The organism is Kiloniellales bacterium (genome assembly GCA_030066685.1).
In the GTDB taxonomy this organism is placed as follows: domain Bacteria; phylum Pseudomonadota; class Alphaproteobacteria; order Kiloniellales; family JAKSBE01; genus JAKSBE01.
The window spans coordinates 70,862-86,630 of record JASJBF010000018.1 but is presented as its reverse complement, the minus strand read 5'-3'; the positions used below and the strand labels follow the sequence as shown (position 1 = coordinate 86,630).

Annotated in this window: 21 protein-coding genes; 6 read left to right on the top strand and 15 right to left on the bottom strand. The window is 69.9% G+C overall.

The window, feature by feature from the left end:
- Positions 1 to 46: 46 nt before the first annotated feature.
- Genes flhB through QNJ30_11840 form a run of 6 tightly spaced genes read right to left on the bottom strand, consistent with a single transcriptional unit; the run spans position 47 to position 3,463 of the window.
- Positions 47 to 1,159 (bottom strand): flagellar biosynthesis protein FlhB, encoded by a 1,113-nt coding sequence (gene flhB, locus QNJ30_11865; protein ID MDJ0944158.1) that lies wholly within the window; start codon positions 1,157 to 1,159, stop codon positions 47 to 49.
- 12 nt (positions 1,160 to 1,171) lie between these two features.
- Positions 1,172 to 1,936 carry a flagellar biosynthetic protein FliR gene (locus QNJ30_11860; protein MDJ0944157.1) on the bottom strand — a complete coding sequence of 255 codons (765 nt, stop codon included), beginning with the start codon at positions 1,934 to 1,936 and terminating at the stop codon, positions 1,172 to 1,174.
- Positions 1,937 to 1,966: 30 nt separating this feature from the next.
- On the bottom strand, positions 1,967 to 2,233 hold the full coding sequence (fliQ, locus tag QNJ30_11855; GenBank protein ID MDJ0944156.1) for a flagellar biosynthesis protein FliQ: 267 nt from the start codon (positions 2,231 to 2,233) through the stop codon (positions 1,967 to 1,969).
- Between the two features lie 32 nt (positions 2,234 to 2,265).
- Positions 2,266 to 2,574 (bottom strand): flagellar hook-basal body complex protein FliE, encoded by a 309-nt coding sequence (gene fliE, locus QNJ30_11850; protein ID MDJ0944155.1) that lies wholly within the window; start codon positions 2,572 to 2,574, stop codon positions 2,266 to 2,268.
- Positions 2,575 to 2,610: 36 nt separating this feature from the next.
- Entirely contained in the window at positions 2,611 to 3,018 is a 408-nt protein-coding gene (gene flgC / locus QNJ30_11845; protein MDJ0944154.1) for a flagellar basal body rod protein FlgC, read from the bottom strand.
- Between the two features lie 28 nt (positions 3,019 to 3,046).
- Positions 3,047 to 3,463, bottom strand: coding sequence for a flagellar basal body protein (locus QNJ30_11840; protein ID MDJ0944153.1), 417 nt, complete (start codon positions 3,461 to 3,463; stop codon positions 3,047 to 3,049).
- 160 nt (positions 3,464 to 3,623) lie between these two features.
- Between QNJ30_11840 and csrA the strand changes: the two genes are divergently transcribed.
- The 5 genes from csrA (at position 3,624) to fliP (ending at position 5,782) form a co-directional block, all read left to right on the top strand.
- A complete protein-coding gene (csrA, locus tag QNJ30_11835) occupies positions 3,624 to 3,851 on the top strand; it encodes a carbon storage regulator CsrA (protein ID MDJ0944152.1) in 228 nt (75 codons plus the stop codon).
- Positions 3,852 to 4,032: 181 nt separating this feature from the next.
- Entirely contained in the window at positions 4,033 to 4,347 is a 315-nt protein-coding gene (locus QNJ30_11830; GenBank protein MDJ0944151.1) for an EscU/YscU/HrcU family type III secretion system export apparatus switch protein, read from the top strand.
- Positions 4,344 to 4,667, top strand: coding sequence for a hypothetical protein (locus QNJ30_11825; GenBank protein MDJ0944150.1), 324 nt, complete (start codon positions 4,344 to 4,346; stop codon positions 4,665 to 4,667). The genes QNJ30_11830 and QNJ30_11825 overlap by 4 nt, the downstream gene beginning before the upstream one ends.
- 24 nt (positions 4,668 to 4,691) lie before the next feature.
- Positions 4,692 to 5,039: a flagellar biosynthetic protein FliO gene (locus QNJ30_11820; GenBank protein ID MDJ0944149.1), complete on the top strand. Its 348-nt coding sequence runs from the start codon at positions 4,692 to 4,694 to the stop codon at positions 5,037 to 5,039.
- Positions 5,036 to 5,782: a flagellar type III secretion system pore protein FliP gene (fliP, locus tag QNJ30_11815; GenBank protein ID MDJ0944148.1), complete on the top strand. Its 747-nt coding sequence runs from the start codon at positions 5,036 to 5,038 to the stop codon at positions 5,780 to 5,782. Before QNJ30_11820 ends, fliP begins: the two co-directional genes overlap by 4 nt.
- 264 nt (positions 5,783 to 6,046) lie before the next feature.
- Here the strand turns inward: fliP and QNJ30_11810 are convergent, their stop codons facing one another.
- From QNJ30_11810 to QNJ30_11770, 9 genes are all read right to left on the bottom strand, one after another.
- Entirely contained in the window at positions 6,047 to 9,379 is a 3,333-nt protein-coding gene (locus QNJ30_11810; GenBank protein ID MDJ0944147.1) for a hypothetical protein, read from the bottom strand.
- Positions 9,376 to 10,146, bottom strand: coding sequence for a flagellar motor protein MotB (locus QNJ30_11805; protein ID MDJ0944146.1), 771 nt, complete (start codon positions 10,144 to 10,146; stop codon positions 9,376 to 9,378). Before QNJ30_11805 ends, QNJ30_11810 begins: the two co-directional genes overlap by 4 nt.
- Complete coding sequence (locus QNJ30_11800; GenBank protein ID MDJ0944145.1) at positions 10,143 to 10,832, bottom strand: hypothetical protein; 690 nt, start codon at positions 10,830 to 10,832, stop codon at positions 10,143 to 10,145. Before QNJ30_11800 ends, QNJ30_11805 begins: the two co-directional genes overlap by 4 nt.
- Before the next feature lie 7 nt (positions 10,833 to 10,839).
- Positions 10,840 to 11,493, bottom strand: a complete 654-nt coding sequence (locus QNJ30_11795) for a protein phosphatase CheZ (protein MDJ0944144.1) — start codon at positions 11,491 to 11,493, stop codon at positions 10,840 to 10,842.
- Between the two features lie 13 nt (positions 11,494 to 11,506).
- A complete protein-coding gene (locus QNJ30_11790; GenBank protein MDJ0944143.1) occupies positions 11,507 to 11,896 on the bottom strand; it encodes a response regulator in 390 nt (129 codons plus the stop codon).
- A 134-nt stretch (positions 11,897 to 12,030) separates the two neighbouring features.
- Positions 12,031 to 12,654, bottom strand: a complete 624-nt coding sequence (locus tag QNJ30_11785) for a hypothetical protein (protein ID MDJ0944142.1) — start codon at positions 12,652 to 12,654, stop codon at positions 12,031 to 12,033.
- 22 nt (positions 12,655 to 12,676) lie between these two features.
- Positions 12,677 to 13,129 (bottom strand): DUF6468 domain-containing protein, encoded by a 453-nt coding sequence (locus tag QNJ30_11780; protein ID MDJ0944141.1) that lies wholly within the window; start codon positions 13,127 to 13,129, stop codon positions 12,677 to 12,679.
- Positions 13,126 to 14,214: a flagellar motor switch protein FliM gene (gene fliM, locus QNJ30_11775; protein MDJ0944140.1), complete on the bottom strand. Its 1,089-nt coding sequence runs from the start codon at positions 14,212 to 14,214 to the stop codon at positions 13,126 to 13,128. The genes QNJ30_11780 and fliM overlap by 4 nt, the downstream gene beginning before the upstream one ends.
- Before the next feature lie 3 nt (positions 14,215 to 14,217).
- The gene (locus QNJ30_11770; protein ID MDJ0944139.1) at positions 14,218 to 14,751 is read right to left on the bottom strand and encodes a flagellar basal body-associated FliL family protein; all 534 of its coding nucleotides are present in this window, start codon (positions 14,749 to 14,751) and stop codon (positions 14,218 to 14,220) included.
- 281 nt (positions 14,752 to 15,032) lie between these two features.
- On the opposite strand from QNJ30_11770, the gene flgF reads away from it, so the two are divergent.
- Complete coding sequence (gene flgF / locus QNJ30_11765; protein MDJ0944138.1) at positions 15,033 to 15,755, top strand: flagellar basal-body rod protein FlgF; 723 nt, start codon at positions 15,033 to 15,035, stop codon at positions 15,753 to 15,755.
- Positions 15,756 to 15,769: the final 14 nt, after the last annotated feature.

The window sequence follows — 15,769 nt, the reverse complement described above, 5'->3', positions numbered from 1 at the left end:
GCGAGACGTTTGATAACCCTGCATCACCACTAGCATTGTCATCCGATCAAGGCGAGTCCCCGGCCCCCGCCGGCCCTGCGGCACGCGGTATCCGGCCCTTGAGCCGCATCACGTAGCCGATGATCTCGGCCACCGCCTTGTAGTGCTCGGGCGGAACCTCGTCGTCCAGGTCCACGCTGTCGAAGAGCGCGCGGGCTAGCGGCGGGTCCTCCATCAAGGGCACCTCGTGCTCCTCGGCGGCGGCGCGGATCCGCTGGGCGACCTTGTCGACCCCCTTGGCGGTGACCTTGGGCGCGTTCATCGAGGCCGGATCGTAGCGCAGTGCGACGGCGTAATGGGTCGGGTTGGTGACCACGACGTCGGCCTCGGGCACCGCGGCCAGCATGCGCCGCCGGGCCCGCTCGGCGCGGATCTGGCGCAGCCGCGCCTTGATCATCGGGTCGCCTTCGGCCTGCTTGTGCTCGTCGCGGACCTCCTGCTTGGTCATCCGCAGCTGCTTGCTGTGCTGGAAGCGCTGGTAGGTCAGGTCGAGGATCGCCAGGACGGTCATCACCGCGAGCACGGCGAGGACGACCCGCAGCGCCAGGCCGCCGAGCAGGTCGAGGAAATCGAGCATCGGCAGGGTCGGCAGCAGCGGGATCATGTCGCGCTGCGGCCAGACCATCAGGAAGGCCAGGGCGCCGACGATGGCCAGCTTGCCGATGCCCTTGAGGAACTCGACGATCGCCCGGCTGGAGAAGAGCCGCTGGGCCCCCGCGACCAGCGAGATCTTGCTGAGCTTCGGCTTCAGCGGCTCCAGGGTGAAGATCAAGCCGACCTGGAGGAAGCCGGACAGGACCGCGGCGATCACGACCACACCCAAGGGCAGGGCCAGGACCAGGAAGACCTCCAGGATCAGCGCGCCCAGGAGCCCGCCGAGGCCGCCCCGGTCGACCGGGAAGGCATGGGCGCGCGCGATCAGGCCCTCCAGCGACTCGCTCAGCCCGGCGGCGACCTGCGGCGCCAGCAGCCCGATGATCACGGCGAAGGCCAGGATCATGAACCAGTGGCCGACCTCCTGGGACTTGGCGACCTGACCCTTCTCCCGCGCCTCCGCGAGGCGCTTTTGGGTCGGCTCCTCCGTCTTTAGCGAGTCGTCGTTGTTGGCGCTGTCGCTCACGTCGAATCGGCCTCAGCGCGGCGCCACGAAGGGCAGGAAGGTGTCCTCGAAGCTGGCGAGGAACCAGCCGAGGGCGGCGGGCACGGCCAGCGCCAGCATCGAGATGCCGACCATGACCTGCAGCGGCATCGCGATGAACAGGATCTGCGCCTGCGGCATCAGGCGCGACAGCAGGCCGAGCCCCAGGTAGAAGATCGCGCCGACCGCGATGAAGGGGGTGGCGATCTGGATCGCCAGCAGAAAGATCTTGGCCACGGTGCGCGCCATGACCTCGGAGAAGTCGCCCAGGGGCGGCGCGACGCCCGGGGCGAAGAGGCCGTAGCTGTCGATCACCGCGATCAGCAGCAGGTGGTGCAGGTCCAAGGTGACGATCAGCAGCAGGGCGGTGACCGAAAGGAAGGAGCCGGCGATCGAGCCCTGCTGCTCGGCGGTCGGGTCGTTGACCAGGGCGTTGGCCAGCGAGCTCATATAGGCGATGACCATGCCGGCGGTGGTCAGGGCCGACATGAACATCCGGGCCAGGGTGCCGAGGAAGATTCCGACCAGGGCCTCGCCCAGGATCAGCAGCAGCAGCGCTGCCGGCGCGGCCGGCATCGGCGGCAGGCGCCCGGCCAGCACCGGCGCCAGCAGCAGCGCGATCACCAGGGCCACCACCAGGCGCAGGCGCGGGGTGACGTAGGCTTCGCCGAAGGCCGGCAGCAGGGAGAGCGAGGCGCCGACCCGGACGAAGACCAGGAGCACCGCGAAAATCCCGGCCGGCAAGAGGTCCGCGAGCATTCCCCGGGCAGGCTCCTAATCCAAGGCCGGCTAACTGAGGCCGACGATCCGGTCCATCAGACCTTCGGTGAAGGTCACGAGGGTGCTGAGCATGAAGGGCAGGAGCACGAAGAGCGAGGCGAAGATGGTCACGATCTTGGGCACGAAGGAGAGGGTCATTTCCTGCATTTGGGTCAGGGCCTGGAACAGAGCGATCGTCAGGCCGACCAGGAGGGCCAGCAGCAGGACCGGCGATCCGACCTTGAGCGCGACGATGATCGCTTCGCGGGCGATTTCTATGACTTCGGTCGAGTCCATGGCTTGAGCGCGGCCGTCCCCCGGGAGACGCCCTAGATCGGCATCCGGAGGATTTCCTGATAGGCCTGAATGACCCGGTCGCGCAGGGCGACCACGGTCTGCAGGGTGAGCTCGGCCTCGCTGACCGCCGTGATCACCTCGTTGACGTCGGCCTTGCCGACGGCCGCGGCGCGCGAGACCTGCTCGGCCTGGTTCAGGCTCGCAACGCCGTCGTTGACCGCGCCGCGCAAGACGTCGGCGAAGCCGCCGCCGGCCGCGTCGCGCGGCGCCAGCCCCGGCTCTTGCTGCTGGCGGACCGCTTGGTTGTAGGCCGCGACCGCGTTGGAGATGTCGACTGCCAAGGCTCAGCTCCCTGTCTGGGTGTGCCGTCGTGGTTGCTAGCGAAGGATCGCGATCGCCCGCTGCACCATGCTGCGAGAGGCCTCGATGACCTTGAGGTTGGCCTCGTAGCTGCGCTGGGCCTCGCGCATGTCGGCCATCTCGATGATGGTCTCGACGTTCGGGGTGCGCACGTAGCCCTCGGCGTCGGCCCCGGGATGGCCCGGCTCGAAGCGACGGCCGAAGTCGCTGCGGTCCGCCTCGATGCCCTTGACCCTGACGGTCTCGAAGCCGAGGGCCCGATTCAGGCTGTTCGCGAAGCTGACCAGCTTGCGCCGGTAGGGCTGGTCCTCGGGCGCGCGCGGCAGGGAATCCGCGTTGGCGACGTTCTCGGCGATGACCCGCAGGCGGGTGCCCTGGGCCTTCAGCCCGTGGGCCGAGATGTGAAGAACCTTGCCGAGATCCATCCGTCGCCTCCCGCCGTGTCAGCCCGCGTCAGCCGCTGCCGCCGCTACGGCCCAGGGCCGTGCGGAACATGTCCAGGTGCTTCCGGTAGAGGCTGGTCATCATCTGGAAGTCCATCTGGGTCTCGGCAACCGAGACCAGCTGCTGCTCCAGCACCACCGCGTTGCCGGCGGGCGCCGTCTCGTAGCCCGGGACGCGGCCGTCCTTGAAGTCCCGTCCCGCGTCGGCCCGCGGCCCGGACAGATGGCCGGGATCGGACTGGGCGAGCCGGACCGGCCTGACCTGGCTCGCGAGGGCGCGTTCGAAGGGCGCCGCCTTGAGGTCCAGCGGGCGGTAGTCCGGGGTGTCGGCGTTGGCGATGTTCTGGGCCAGGACCTCCTGGCGCTGCCCCAACCATCCCATGCGGCGGGCCAGAACGTCGAAGATGGGGAGCTTGCCGAAATCCATGACCGGTCCCGAAGCCTAGGAAAACGCGCCGCTTTTCCGCGCGAGTGTCGCCACTATCACGCGTCCCTTGTTAATAATCGGTAAAACGGCTTAAATTTGAGTATAATTGTTCCAAATGGTATACCGGCCCGGCTGGCCGGGAACATGAGCCGAGAGCCTGATGCTTTATCTGACGCGAAAAATCGGCGAGTCCGTCATTATCAATGACGACATCGAGGTGACGGTGATCGACATCCGCGGAAAATCGATAAAGCTTGGGTTTACCTTCCCTGCCGAAGCTTCGGTCCTACGTCGCGAGATCTATGAGCGCATCCAGGCCGAGAACGAGGCGCGGGCCAACGGCGCCCCCCCGCCCGAGCGCAGGCCGGCCAAGGCCTCCGGCAGCTGAACCCGGACACGACATAACCCTTACAGGTTAAACCTTTCGTTAAGGCTAACGATTCATGATCGGGGCCGCGGCGGCGCGACGGCGCGGCCGGCTTGCCTGCGCCCCGAGGAGTCGGGGGCGCCGGCGACCTCCGGCGCGGGCGATCCGTCGGAGGATCCGCATCGGCGAAGGGAACCGCTTCTTGACGAGGAGTCCGGACGACGCGAAGACGCCGCCACGGCCGGCGAACCTGGCCGTCGCGCTGCGCGAAGAGGCCGGCGGCAACCCCAGGGTCACCGCCGCGGGACGCGGCGCCCTGGCGGAGCAGATCCTGGAGATCGCCTTCGCCCGCGGGGTCAAGGTCCGCGAGGACGCCGAGCTGGCCGAGATCCTCTCCGCGATCGAGGTCGACAGCGAGGTGCCGGTCGAGGCCCTAGCCGCCGTGGCCGAGATCCTGTCCTACGTCTACCGCGCCAATGCGGCGGCGGCGCCCGAGCCGGAGGAGGCGGCCCCGTGAGCCCGGAGAGCAGCGGCCTGGCGGCGGATCTGGCGAACCTGGACGGCGAGGTCCGGGCGGCCATCGCCGCGGTCGAGGCCGGCCGGGTGATCGACGTCACCGCCCTGGACGCCACGATCCGCACGCTTTGCGCCCAGGCCGCGCAGGCCGGACCGGGCGAGCGCGCCGCCGTGAAGTCCGGCCTCGCCGAGCTCGAGCAGACTCTCGGCCGGCTCGCCGCGGCGATCCGCGCGCGCACGCCGGCGCCGGAGGAAAGCCAGGGCGCCGCCCCGGCGGAGCGGGCGGCGGCGGCCTACGCCAAGCCCCAGCGCGAGCATTGAGCGAGGGGAGCGACGGGCCCGGCCATGGACATCGAGCTTTACTTCCGCTTCCTGCTGGCGCTGGCCGCGGTCATCGGGCTGATCCTCGCCCTCGCCTGGGCGGTCCGCCGCTTCGGACCGGGCGCCCGCCTGCTGCCCAACAGCGGCCAGCCGCGCCGCCTCTCGATCCAGGAGGTCGCCTCGGTCGATGCCCGGCGCCGGCTGATCCTGCTGCGCCGCGACGGGACCGAGTACCTGGTCCTGCTCGGCCCGACCCAGGACCTGCTGCTCGACAAGGGCTTCGGCCCGACACCCAAGGGCGGCATCAAGCCGGGCGTGCGCCGCGGCGAGACCGGCGAGCTCAGCGTCCTGACCGGCGGCCAGACGCCATGACCGCGCGCCTCCTGCTCGGCGCCGGCCTGGGCGCCCTCCTCGCCCTGGCCTGGGGCGAAGCCGCCCTGGCCCAGAGCGTGACCCTCGACCTGGGCACGGAGGAGCTGGGCCCGACCACCAGCCGCCTGGTCCAGCTCATCGCCCTGGTCACGATCCTCTCCCTGGCGCCCTCGATCCTGGTCATGGTGACCTCCTTCACCCGGATCGTCGTGGTTCTGTCCTTCCTGCGCAGCGCCCTGGGCATCCAGCAGACGCCGCCCAACTCGGTCCTGGTGTCGCTGGCCCTCTTCCTCACCCTCTTCATCATGATGCCGACCCTGCAGGCGGTCTACGACCAGGCGCTGCAGCCGCTCTTCGAGGAGGAGGTCGACGAGCTCCAGGCGGTCGAACTCGCCGCCGACCCGGTGCGCAGCTTCATGCTCGGCCATGTCAGGGCCCAGGACCTCGAGCTCTTCGTCGAGATCTCCGACACCGAGGACCTGGCGACGCCGGACGACACCCCGCTGCGCGCCCTGATCCCGGCCTTCATGATCTCCGAGCTGCGCCGCGCCTTCGAGATCGGCTTCCTGCTGTTCCTGCCCTTCCTGATCATCGACCTGGTGGTGGCCTCGATCCTGATGTCGATGGGCATGCTGATGCTGCCGCCGATCATGATCTCCCTGCCCTTCAAGCTGATCTTCTTCGTCCTGGTCGACGGTTGGTACCTGGTCGCCGGCAGCCTGGTGCAGAGCTACGGCTTGTGACGCCGGGGCTGCCTTCCTCCCAGATGCCCCCCTCACCCTCCCGTCGCTGACGCGCCGGGCCCCACCCTTGCATGTTGGTAGGGTGCTGAGATTACATCGTGAGAGCTGTGCCCGGCCCGGTGGCCACAGGGCCGGGCATGGATGGGTGAGGGGTCGGACCTGCGCCTAGAGCGGCCTGCGTTCATTCGAACGCAGGCTGCTCTATCTATATGAAGTAGATCAAATTATCCGCACTCAATCGATTCCAATCGAGCGCAATTTGATCTAGTTCAGCTCGCTGAGCTGGCCGTCGGCCAGGCGCTTCCGGTAGGAGGCAAGGAAGGCCTCGGCGTGGCCGGCGCGGCTCAGGACCTCGGCGATCGGCGCGCCGCCGCCGGCCTCGGCGTCGACCAGCAGGGCGAAGGTCTCGCGCTCGGCGGTCCGCGCCATGCTCGCGCCGAAACGCTGCTTCAAGGCCTGCAGGCCGGCCCGGTCCTTGGCCAGGGTGAGCGCGACCGCCACGCTGAGGATGGTCTTGCGGCCCGGCTCCGGAGGGAGCTCGCCCTCGGCCGGCGTCTCGGGCAGCAGGCGCGACAGGGTCTTCGCGACCGCCGCCCAGCGGCCCAGCTTGGTCTCGATCTCGGCCCGCAGCTCCAGCGCCGCCCGCGAGGTCTCGGCCTCGATGATCTTCAGGGCTTCGGCGCCGCGGTTGACCCCGGCCAGGGCCTTGGCGCGGAGGTAGCGCCGCTCCCGGTCCAGATCCGCCGGCAGGCCGCGCGCAGCGCTGGCGTCCAGGGCCTTCAGGGCCTCGGCGGGCGCCGTGTCGAGCAGGCGGATCAGCGCCAGCCGGGCGCCGACCCGGGCCTTCTCGCGCCCCGAGAGGCGATCCTTCACCTGCGCCTGCAGCAGGTCGCCGGCCTCGTCGAGCAGATCGACCTCGACCAGACGGTCGGCCAGCGCGGCGATCATGCGGTCGCCCTCCGCGCCGACCGGGGTCAGCTCGCGGAAATCCTCGTAGAGACCGAGCGCGGTCAGGGGCGGCAGCTTGTCGCCGCCGCCGCCCAGGTAGACCTGCGCGAAGATCGCCCGCATCTTCTGCCCGACCGCCTCCGAGCGCCGGAAATCCTTCAGGTAGGACGCGGTCTGGCGAAGCATGTTCAGGGCCTTGCGGTAATCGAGCTGGCCAAGGTAGAGGTCGGCCAGCCGCTCCAGCAGGGCGAACTCGAAGTAGTCGCCGCGCCACGCGAAGCGCAAGCGCTCCAACTCCGCGATCGCCTCTTCCGGGCTGATCTTCTTCTGCGCCAGATCGAGGTCGACCAGCGCCAGCCGGGCCCGGGCCCGGGCCGGCCGGTCCTGGCCCTGGGCGACCTGCTTCCAGATCCGGCGCGCGCTCGCCGCGTCGCCGTCGATCTCGGCCCTGAGGCCCTGGAGGAAGCGGAGCCGGTCCTGCTGGCCCTGCGGCGGACGGTCGGCCGCCAGCTCCGCAAGGCGCTCGCTGGCGACCGCCGTGTTGCCGTTCTGCAGGGCGGCTTCCGCGGCCAGCAGCCACAGGCGGGCGCGAACGAGCGGGGGATAGTCGGCGATCAGACCGGCGGTCCGGGCGAAGCCGGAGGCGGCGGCTTCCCAGTCCTGCGCCCGCGCCGCCACGGCGGCGCGCCAGAGCTCGGCCTCCCACTCGCCGGCGAGGCCGGGGTCGTCGAGGATCTTGGCCGCGGCCTCGAAGTCGTCGCGCAGGAAACGGGCGGCCGCCCGCATCAGCACGACCTGGGGCGAGCGGGCCAGGTCCGGCCGCTCGCGCAGGACGCCCTCGAGATGCCCCAGGGCCTCGCTGGCGAAGCCGTGGGCGAAGAGAAAGCGGGCCAGCTCCAGGCGCGCACTCGGCTTGGCCCGCGGCCGTGCGGCGACCACGGCGCTCTGGCGCTTCTGGCGCAAGCTGGTGAAGGCCTCGCCCTTCGGCCCGCGCCAGGCCACGAGGTCGAGGAGCCGCGGCCGCTGGGGCTGCGCCGCCTCCTCGGTGGCGAGGTCGATCGTGCCGCCGGCCAAAGTGAGGGGACCGCGGCCGGTCAGCATCACCTCGTCCCGGTTGCGCGCGACCCGGATGGCATCCGACAGGGTCTGGATCACCAGGCCCTGGAAAGCCGGCAGGATGTGGAACTCAGGCAGCGCCCGTTCGACCCCGGCGCCCAGCCCCTGTCCGGCGACGGGCACGACGAAGAGCCGGTCGCCGAAGCTGGGATCGGTGACCTGGAAGACCGGCCCGGCGCCGCCGAGCGGCACCAGCATGGCGCGGAGGTCGTCGCTGAACTTCGCCTTCAGCCCCCGCAGGGGCGCGACCGGCCGGCGGTGCAGCTTGACCGTCCAGAGGCCGTCGACCCGGCGCAGCGCCGGCTCGAACCCGGCCGGCGCCTCGAAGTGGAGCAGCGTGCCGCCCGCCTGGTCGATCCGCTTCAGGGGCCCGAACTCGGGCGCGAAGCCTTCGCGCAGGCCCTCGGGCGCCTTGCGGTCGAAGGCCAGCCAGACGTTCTTGCCCCGCCGGAAGGCGGCCGCCTTGGCGCCGCGGGTCCAGGGCAGCTGGATCGAGATCTCTGGCGCCGGCGGGGCCTGCGGTCCGGGCAGCGGCCGGGCCTGGTCCTCGGGCGGCAGGCGCCGGGTCACCGTCGCTGCCGCGGCGCGCAGCGCTTCGCCGCGCGTGGCCGGGGGCCGGCCCGAGGCGGCCTTGCGCCCGGGCCGCGGCTTGGTGAGGGGCGTCGGGGCTTTCGCGGCCCGCTTCGGCGCCGCCGTCGCCGAGGCCTTGCCGTCGTGCAGGATGTCCAGCGCTACCTTGGGGCCCGAGGTGAAGTGCCGGACCTTGGCCGCAGGCGGGACGGTCAGGGTCACCGTCATGCCGTCGGGCGCAAAGGCCACCTCCAGGTCCCGGACCTGGGGCGGCAGCCGGCGCCTGAGCCCACCCAGGTCGAAGCTCGCCGCCCGGCCAAAGCTGAGCCGGACCTGGCCGGCCTCGGCGCTGACCCGGTAGGGCACGGCCTCCGGCCAGTCGAAGACCAGGCGGCCGTAGCCGGGATGCCGGCCAACCCGCACGGTGATCGCGGGCCGCGCAGCGGCCGGCTCGGCGGCCTTCCCTGCCGCCATGTCCCTGGCCGCCGGGGCCTCGCTCGGCTTCGGGGCGGCCTCGGCGGGCCTGGCTTCGGCGGGCTTGGCTTCGGCAGGCTTGGGTTCGGCAGGCTTGGGTTCGGCAGGCTTGGGGTCCGCCTTGGGCCGGCGCAGCAGGTCGACGACCACCCGCGGCCCGCTCGTGAAGTGGCGCAGCTCGAAGTCGCCCAGCAGCGGGAAGGCCAGACGGCGGCCACCCACCGCACCGTCCGGCAGAATCAGGTACTTGCGGAGGATCCTGCGGGCCGGGGCGAAGTCGAAGCTGTGCCCCTTCGGAAAGAGCAGGACCAGGCGTCCGACCTCAATCCGCGCCGTATAGCTCACCGGCGCCGGCCAGTCGAAGACCATTCGGACGTAGTCGGCATGGACGCCGCCGCGCACCCGGATCGGGTCCTGCGCAGCGGCCGGCGGCGGCGGTAGCAAGCCGAGCAGCAGGACCAGGAGCAGGACGGCCGGTCGCTGCATCATTTCCGCGCCGCGGTCTCGTGGATGACGATGTCGACCCGGCGCGCGAGGGCGCGGCGCTGGGCGCTGGGCAGGCCGGCCGGCAGGTCGGCAAACCTGGCGTCGCCGAAGCCGAGGGCGACCACGTCCTTGCGGTAGCAGTTGCCCTGCAGGCGCGCGGCGACCGAGAGCGCGCGGCCGAGCGAAAGGTTCCAGTTCGAGGGCCAGCGGGCGCCCGGGGGCGTCGGATCGGCGTGCCCGGCGATCTCGATCCGGTTCTCCAGGTTTCGCAGGACCCCGCAGATCGCGAAGAGCGCATCGTCGGCCCGGGCCGCGGGCTCGACTGAGCCCGGCGCGAACAGCAGGTCGGCCGGCAGGGAGATGATCAGCAGCTCGTCCTGGCGCCGAAGCACGGCGCGGGACAGGACCGTGTGGCCCGCCATCTGGTCGCGCAGCACCGTGCTGAGGTAGTCGAGGTTGGCGCCCGGCACCGGCTGAACCCTCTTCAGGTCGAGGTCGACGTCGGGGACCGCGATCCGGCTCTCGCTGATCCGGTTCAGGCTCTGGGACAGGGCGTCGACCAGGTTCTGCCAGTCGCGGGTTTCTACCCGCGACATGGCGAAGAGCAGGACGAAGAAGGTGAGCAGCAGGGCCACCAGATCGGCGAAGGTGACCATCCAGGCCTGGCTGTTGTCCGGCTGGGCGGCGGCGGCCCCGCCGAAAAGCGGCGCCGAGGCCAGGACGACCGGCTCCTCGACGGGCTCGTCGTCTTCCCGGTGGTCGTCGCTCATCGCCTCTGCTCCCCGGTCTCCCCGGCGGTCCCGGGGCCTTCGGGCAGGCGGATCTCGAGCACCATGCGGCCCTCGCCGATCGGCTCGACACCGATCGCCAGGCGGTCCGCCGCGACCCCGCGCGCCAGGAGCTCGTCGATTACCTGGCCGAGCCGGCGGATCTCGAGCAGGCTCGGCGCCGGCGCCGCGAGGCGCCGCTCGCGGGTCGAGGCGACCCCGTGCAGCCAGCGCAGGCGGAAGCCCTGGCCCCGAGCCTGGCGCCGCTTGAGCGCATCGCTGATCCGCTCGAGCAGACCCAGCCGGCCGCTGCGCAGCTCGACGCTGCCGGCCTCGAAGAGCTTCGTCGCGGGCAGCTCGAGACGGAAGACGTTGGCCCGGGAGGTCTGCTCGACGCGGGTCGCCGGCAGCGCCGAGGTAAAGAGCCGCTTCAGCTCGGCCACCAGGCTGCGGCCGTCGTCCAGGCTGCCGATCGCGCCGCTGTAACTGGCGGCGTTGCGCACCGCTTGCACCTGGCCGTTGAAGGTGTCGTTCACGCTCTCCAGGACCCGGCGCGTCTTCTCATCCTCGAACTTGGACAGGGCGTTCAAAAGAATGAAGAAGGCCAGGAGCAGCAGCTGCAGGCTGAGCAGGGCGACGATGTTCGGGTCCTTCTGCACACCCTGGTGCGGCGTTGCAGCCCGGCTCATGACGACCTCAATCGAGGCTGGCCAGAAGCGCGTCGATGTCGTCCTGACTCTTGGCGTCCTCGGGCAGCTGCGGACCGTTCATCAGCGCCCCGTCGGGCCGCCGATCGACCGGCCCGACAGCCGGCGCCGCGGCCCGCCCGTCGCGCTTCAGCTCACTGCCGAAGGCCTCCAGGAGCGCCTCCACCTTGGCCTCGATGTGCTTCAGGGCCTTGACCACCTTGGTGATGCGCTGCCCGGTGATGTCCTGGAAGCTGCAGGCCTCGTAGACCATGGTCACGGCCTCGACGACCTTGGCCGAGACCTCTTGGTCCATGCCGGCGGTCAACTCCTCGATCTTCTCGACTGCCTCGAAGATCGCCTCGGTCGCCGTCTCGGTGGCGCCGACCACCGCTTCGAGTTCGTCGGTCGCGGTCGGCAGATGGGTATCGGTGATCTCGTCCGGGCGCAGGGAGGCGATCTCGGCCTTGGTCTCGTGGATGTAGCGGGCCAGCGCCTCGATCTCGGCGTAGAAGCGCACGTTCACCGAGGTGACGTCGCCCTCCATCGTGGTCATGATCGACTCGACCACCTCGACCAGGTCCTTCGGATCGAGCTTGACTTGGGACCGGGACAGGGCGGCCAGGCGCGCGTCCAGGTCCGCCCTCTGCGACGCGGCGGTCATCGCGGAACGCGCCTCAGAATTCGCCGATGGCTGTGGTCAGCTTGGTCTTCAGGGTCGCGGCGTTGAACGGCTTGACGATGTAGTTGGTCACGCCGGCCTGCTTGGCCGCGACGACGTTCTCGCTCTTGCTCTCGGCGGTCACCATGATGAAGGGCACGGTCTGCAGCTGGGCGTCGGCGCGCACCTCCTGCAGGAGCTGCAGACCGCTCATCGGCTCCATGTTCCAGTCGGAGATGACCAGGCCATAGGAGCGGTCGCGCATCTTCTGGAGCGCCGCGCTGCCGTCGGTCGCCTCGTCGACGTTGTTGAAGCCGAGCTGCTTCAGCAGGTTCCGGATGATCCTCAGCATGGTCTTGTAGTCATCCACGATCAGGATGGGCATGTTCTTGTCGACGGTCGACATTCGGCTTCCCCGCGTCGCAGTGTGATCTGATCCTTTGGGGTAAGACCAAAGGCGCGATCCCAAACTAGCGGGATGCGGTTAATTCCGCGTGAATCCTGGGAAAACCGAGGTTCGCCCGGGCCCTGCCGGCCGCCTCAGTTGCGGCGCAGGGGCAGCTTGTGCTTGTCCGCGAGCTCGACCGTGACCTCCTTGGCCTTGTCGGGGTTCATCTTGGCCAGGATCGGCGCCGACTTGCGCTCTTTCATCCGGTCGATGACTTCGAGCAGGACGGTCATGTCGAGCTCCTCGAAGATCCGCGCCGCCTCCTTGGGCTTCATGCTCTCGTAGATCTTGACCAGGCTGCGCAGCTGGGCCTCCTGCTTCTCGTCGCGCTGCTCGATCATGCCTTCGATGTTGGCCTGCAGCGCCTTGAGTTCCTGGATGCGTTCCTCGATCCGGGCCTCGGCCGCGCTCAGCAGGACCGCGCGCTGCTCCAGCTCCAGGCTGCGCTGCTCCAGCGCTTCCCGGCGTGCCGAGAGCTTCTGCAGGAGCTCGATCTCGCTGTCGGTCAGCGAGAAGGGGTCGACCGGCCGGACCTCCGCGGGAGCCGGCTCGGCGCCGGCGGCCGCAGGCTGGGTGTCGGGCGGCGGCGGCGCGACCTGAGTTTCGGCGGTCTCGGCGGTTGCGGCCTGGGCGAGGCCTTGCCAGAGATCGCCGGCACGCACACCCAGCATCACCATCGCGGCGACGATGAGCAGGGGTAAGAGCCTGAGATTCATGCTGCCGTCCTCCCCGGGGGTTCTAACGCATGCCCTGCAGGGACTTGAAGAGCGCCGCCGCGGACCCGCCGGCCTTGTCGTCGCGCGCCGGCTCGGTTCCGGCAACGACCACCGGCGCCGGCCGGGTCGGCCGCTTCGCCGCCGGCTTGCGGCCCGCGGTGCCGGCCTCGGAGGCCGCCAGGGAATCCGCCAGTCGGTCGCCGCGGTCGATCAGGAACACCAGGTCGTCGCTCAGAGACCTGGCCCGCTCGAGCAGGCCGTCCAGCTTCTCGGCCGTGGCCTGGCCCTCGCCATGCAGGGCGGCCAGCGCCTGCTGCGCCTTCGCGCCCGCTTCGCCGAACTCCTTGAGCAGCGCCGCCATATCGTCCTTGGCGCTGCGCAGGCGGATCAGCCGGCGGTTCAACACCGCGGCGTAGCCGATGGTCGCCAGCAGCAGCAGGATGACGACGGCGTCGATGATAAGGGACAGGCTCATGCGATGTCGCCCTCCCGCACCAGCTTGTCGGTGATCTGGACCGCGATGTGGCCGCCTTTGCGGCCCATGTTGCCCAGCGCCATCGTGACCTCGCCGCTGCGCAGCCCGACCTTCGAGCTGGGCGCGCAGTTGAGCTCGAGCTGGCTGCCGACCTGCCAGTTCATCACGTCGCCCAGCTTGAGCTCGAACTCGTCCAGCACCGCCTCGATCTCCACTTCGGTCTGCCAGAGCTCGGAGGTGAGATGGCCTTCCCAGATCGAGTCCCGGCCGAACTTCTCGCCCATGAACATCTGCAGCAGCAGCTCGCGCACCGGCTCCAGGGTGGCATAGGGCAGCAGCAACTCGATGCGGCCGCCGCGGTCCTCCATGTCGACCCGCAGCTTGGCGACGATGGCGGCGTTGGCCGGCCGGGCAATGGCGGCAAAGCGCGGATTGATCTCCAGGCGCTCGAAGCGGAAGGTCACCGGCGACAGCGGGTCGAAGGCGGCCGAGAGGTCGTTGAGCACCACCGTCACCATGCGCTCGACCAGGTTGCGCTCGATCGTGGTGTAGGGCCGGCCCTCGATGCGCATCGCAGCGGTGCCGCGGCGGCCGCCGAGCAGGACGTCGACGATGGAGTAGATCAGGGCGCTGTCCACGGTCAGCAGGCCGTAGTTGTCCCATTCCTCGGCCTTGAAAAGGGTCAGCATGGCCGGCAAAGGGATCGAATTCAGATAGTCGCCGAAGCGGATCGAGGTGATGGTGTCCAGGCTGACCTCGACATTGTCGGAGGTGAAGTTGCGCAGCGAGGTCGACATCATCCGGACCAGGCGGTCGAAGACCACCTCGAGCATCGGCAGGCGCTCGTAAGACACCAGGGCCGAGTTGATGATGGCGAAGACGCCCGAGCGGTCGCCGGCCCCAGCCGCGTCGTCTTCGAGGCCCAGCAGGCTGTCGATCTCGCTCTGGTCCAGGACCCGCGCGGAGCCGTCCTCGCCCGCCCCCTCGCCCTCGGCCATGGCTTCCCATTCGGCCATCAGGGCGTCCTGGTCACCGGCGCCCTCCCCCGCGGCGGCCTCGGTCTGGATCTCTTCGTCGTCAGCCATCGCCTATTGCACCAGCATTTCCCGGAACAGCACGTCGCGGACCACGGTCGGCTGGGCCGCCGAGTTGACCCGCAGCAGCAGCTCCTCGCGCAGGCGCTGCAGGCCCGCCGAGCCGTGCAGGTCCTCGATGCGCAGCTCGCGCAGGTAGACCTGGAAGCTGTCGACGATGCGCGGCATGACCCGCTGCAGTTGGAGGACGTCCTCCTCCGAGCCGACCTCGAGGCTGACCGAGATCTTCAGGTAGTGGGTCTTGCGCCCGCCGGTGTTGAGGTTGACCAGCATCTCCTGCAGGTCGAAGAAGACCCCCTCACCGGCCGCCGGAGCCGCCGCGGGGTCGACGGCGGCGACCTCGGGCGGCGGCGCGCCCTTGCCGAGCAGCCCGTCCAGGGCGCCGAGGAAGAAGGCGGCGGCCCCGCCGCCGGAGACGAGGAGCAGAGGCAGGACGATGAAGAGCACGAGCTTCTTGCCCGACATCCCGCCCTTCTTCTCCTCCATCGCGATTTCGGCTTCGCCCGCCGTCGCCGCGTCTTCGGCCATATGTCCTAACCCCGCATGCTGCAATTATGACTAATTCTTTTGGAAGAATAGGTTGGGCACCTTAACAAGAGGTTGAGTCCGAGCCTCGGCAATAAGTGCTAGGCAAGGCCTGCCTCCAGACCGGCCCTGCGCCGCGCCGGCAGCGGGCGCTTTCTTCTAACCACCTGAAATTGCGCGAGTCTCCGACCTGGCACGGCGGATGCACGGGGCTGCACCCGAAGACCGGCGTCGGCAGGCGAAGCCGCGCTCCGAGAACGGACCACTGCAGAAGGTGATCAGAGATGGACAATCCCGGCTATGTCGCCCTCTCGCGCCAGGTGACGCTGCGCCGCCAGATGGAGATGATCGCCAACAACCTGGCGAACATGAACACCACCGCCTACCGCGGCGAGCAACTGCTGTTCCGGGAGTTCCTGGCCGGCCGCGGCGATGGGCGCGAGGCCGTCAGCTTCGTCCGCGACCCGGCGCAGCTGCGCGACCTTTCGATCGGCCCGATGGCGAGCACCGGCGCGGCCCTCGACGTCGCGATCGACGGCCCCGGCTACTTCGTCATCGATACCCCTCAGGGGCCGCGCTACACCCGGGACGGCCACTTCAAGCTCGACCCCCAGGGCCAGGTGACCACGGCGGCCGGCGACCCGGTGCTGGCCGGCGGCGGTCCCGTCGTCGTGCCGATCGACGCCACCGACATCCAGATCGCCGCCGACGGCACGGTCTCGACCGAACAGGGCGAGCTCGGCCGGCTCGACGTCGTGACCTTCGACGACGAGCAGCTGCTGCAGCGGGTCAAGGGCAACGCCTACGACGCCGGCGAGGCGACGGCGGTCGCCGCGGTCGGCGCCGAGGTGGTCCAGGGCATGCTGGAGGCCTCGAACGTCCAAGGCGTCGGCGAGATGACCCGGATGATCGACACCCTGCGAAGCTATCAGGCCGCACAGCGCCTCTCCGAGCAGGAGCACGAGCGCCAGCGCCGCGCGATCCAGTCATTGATTAAGAACAACTAGCCGCAAGGCCGCAG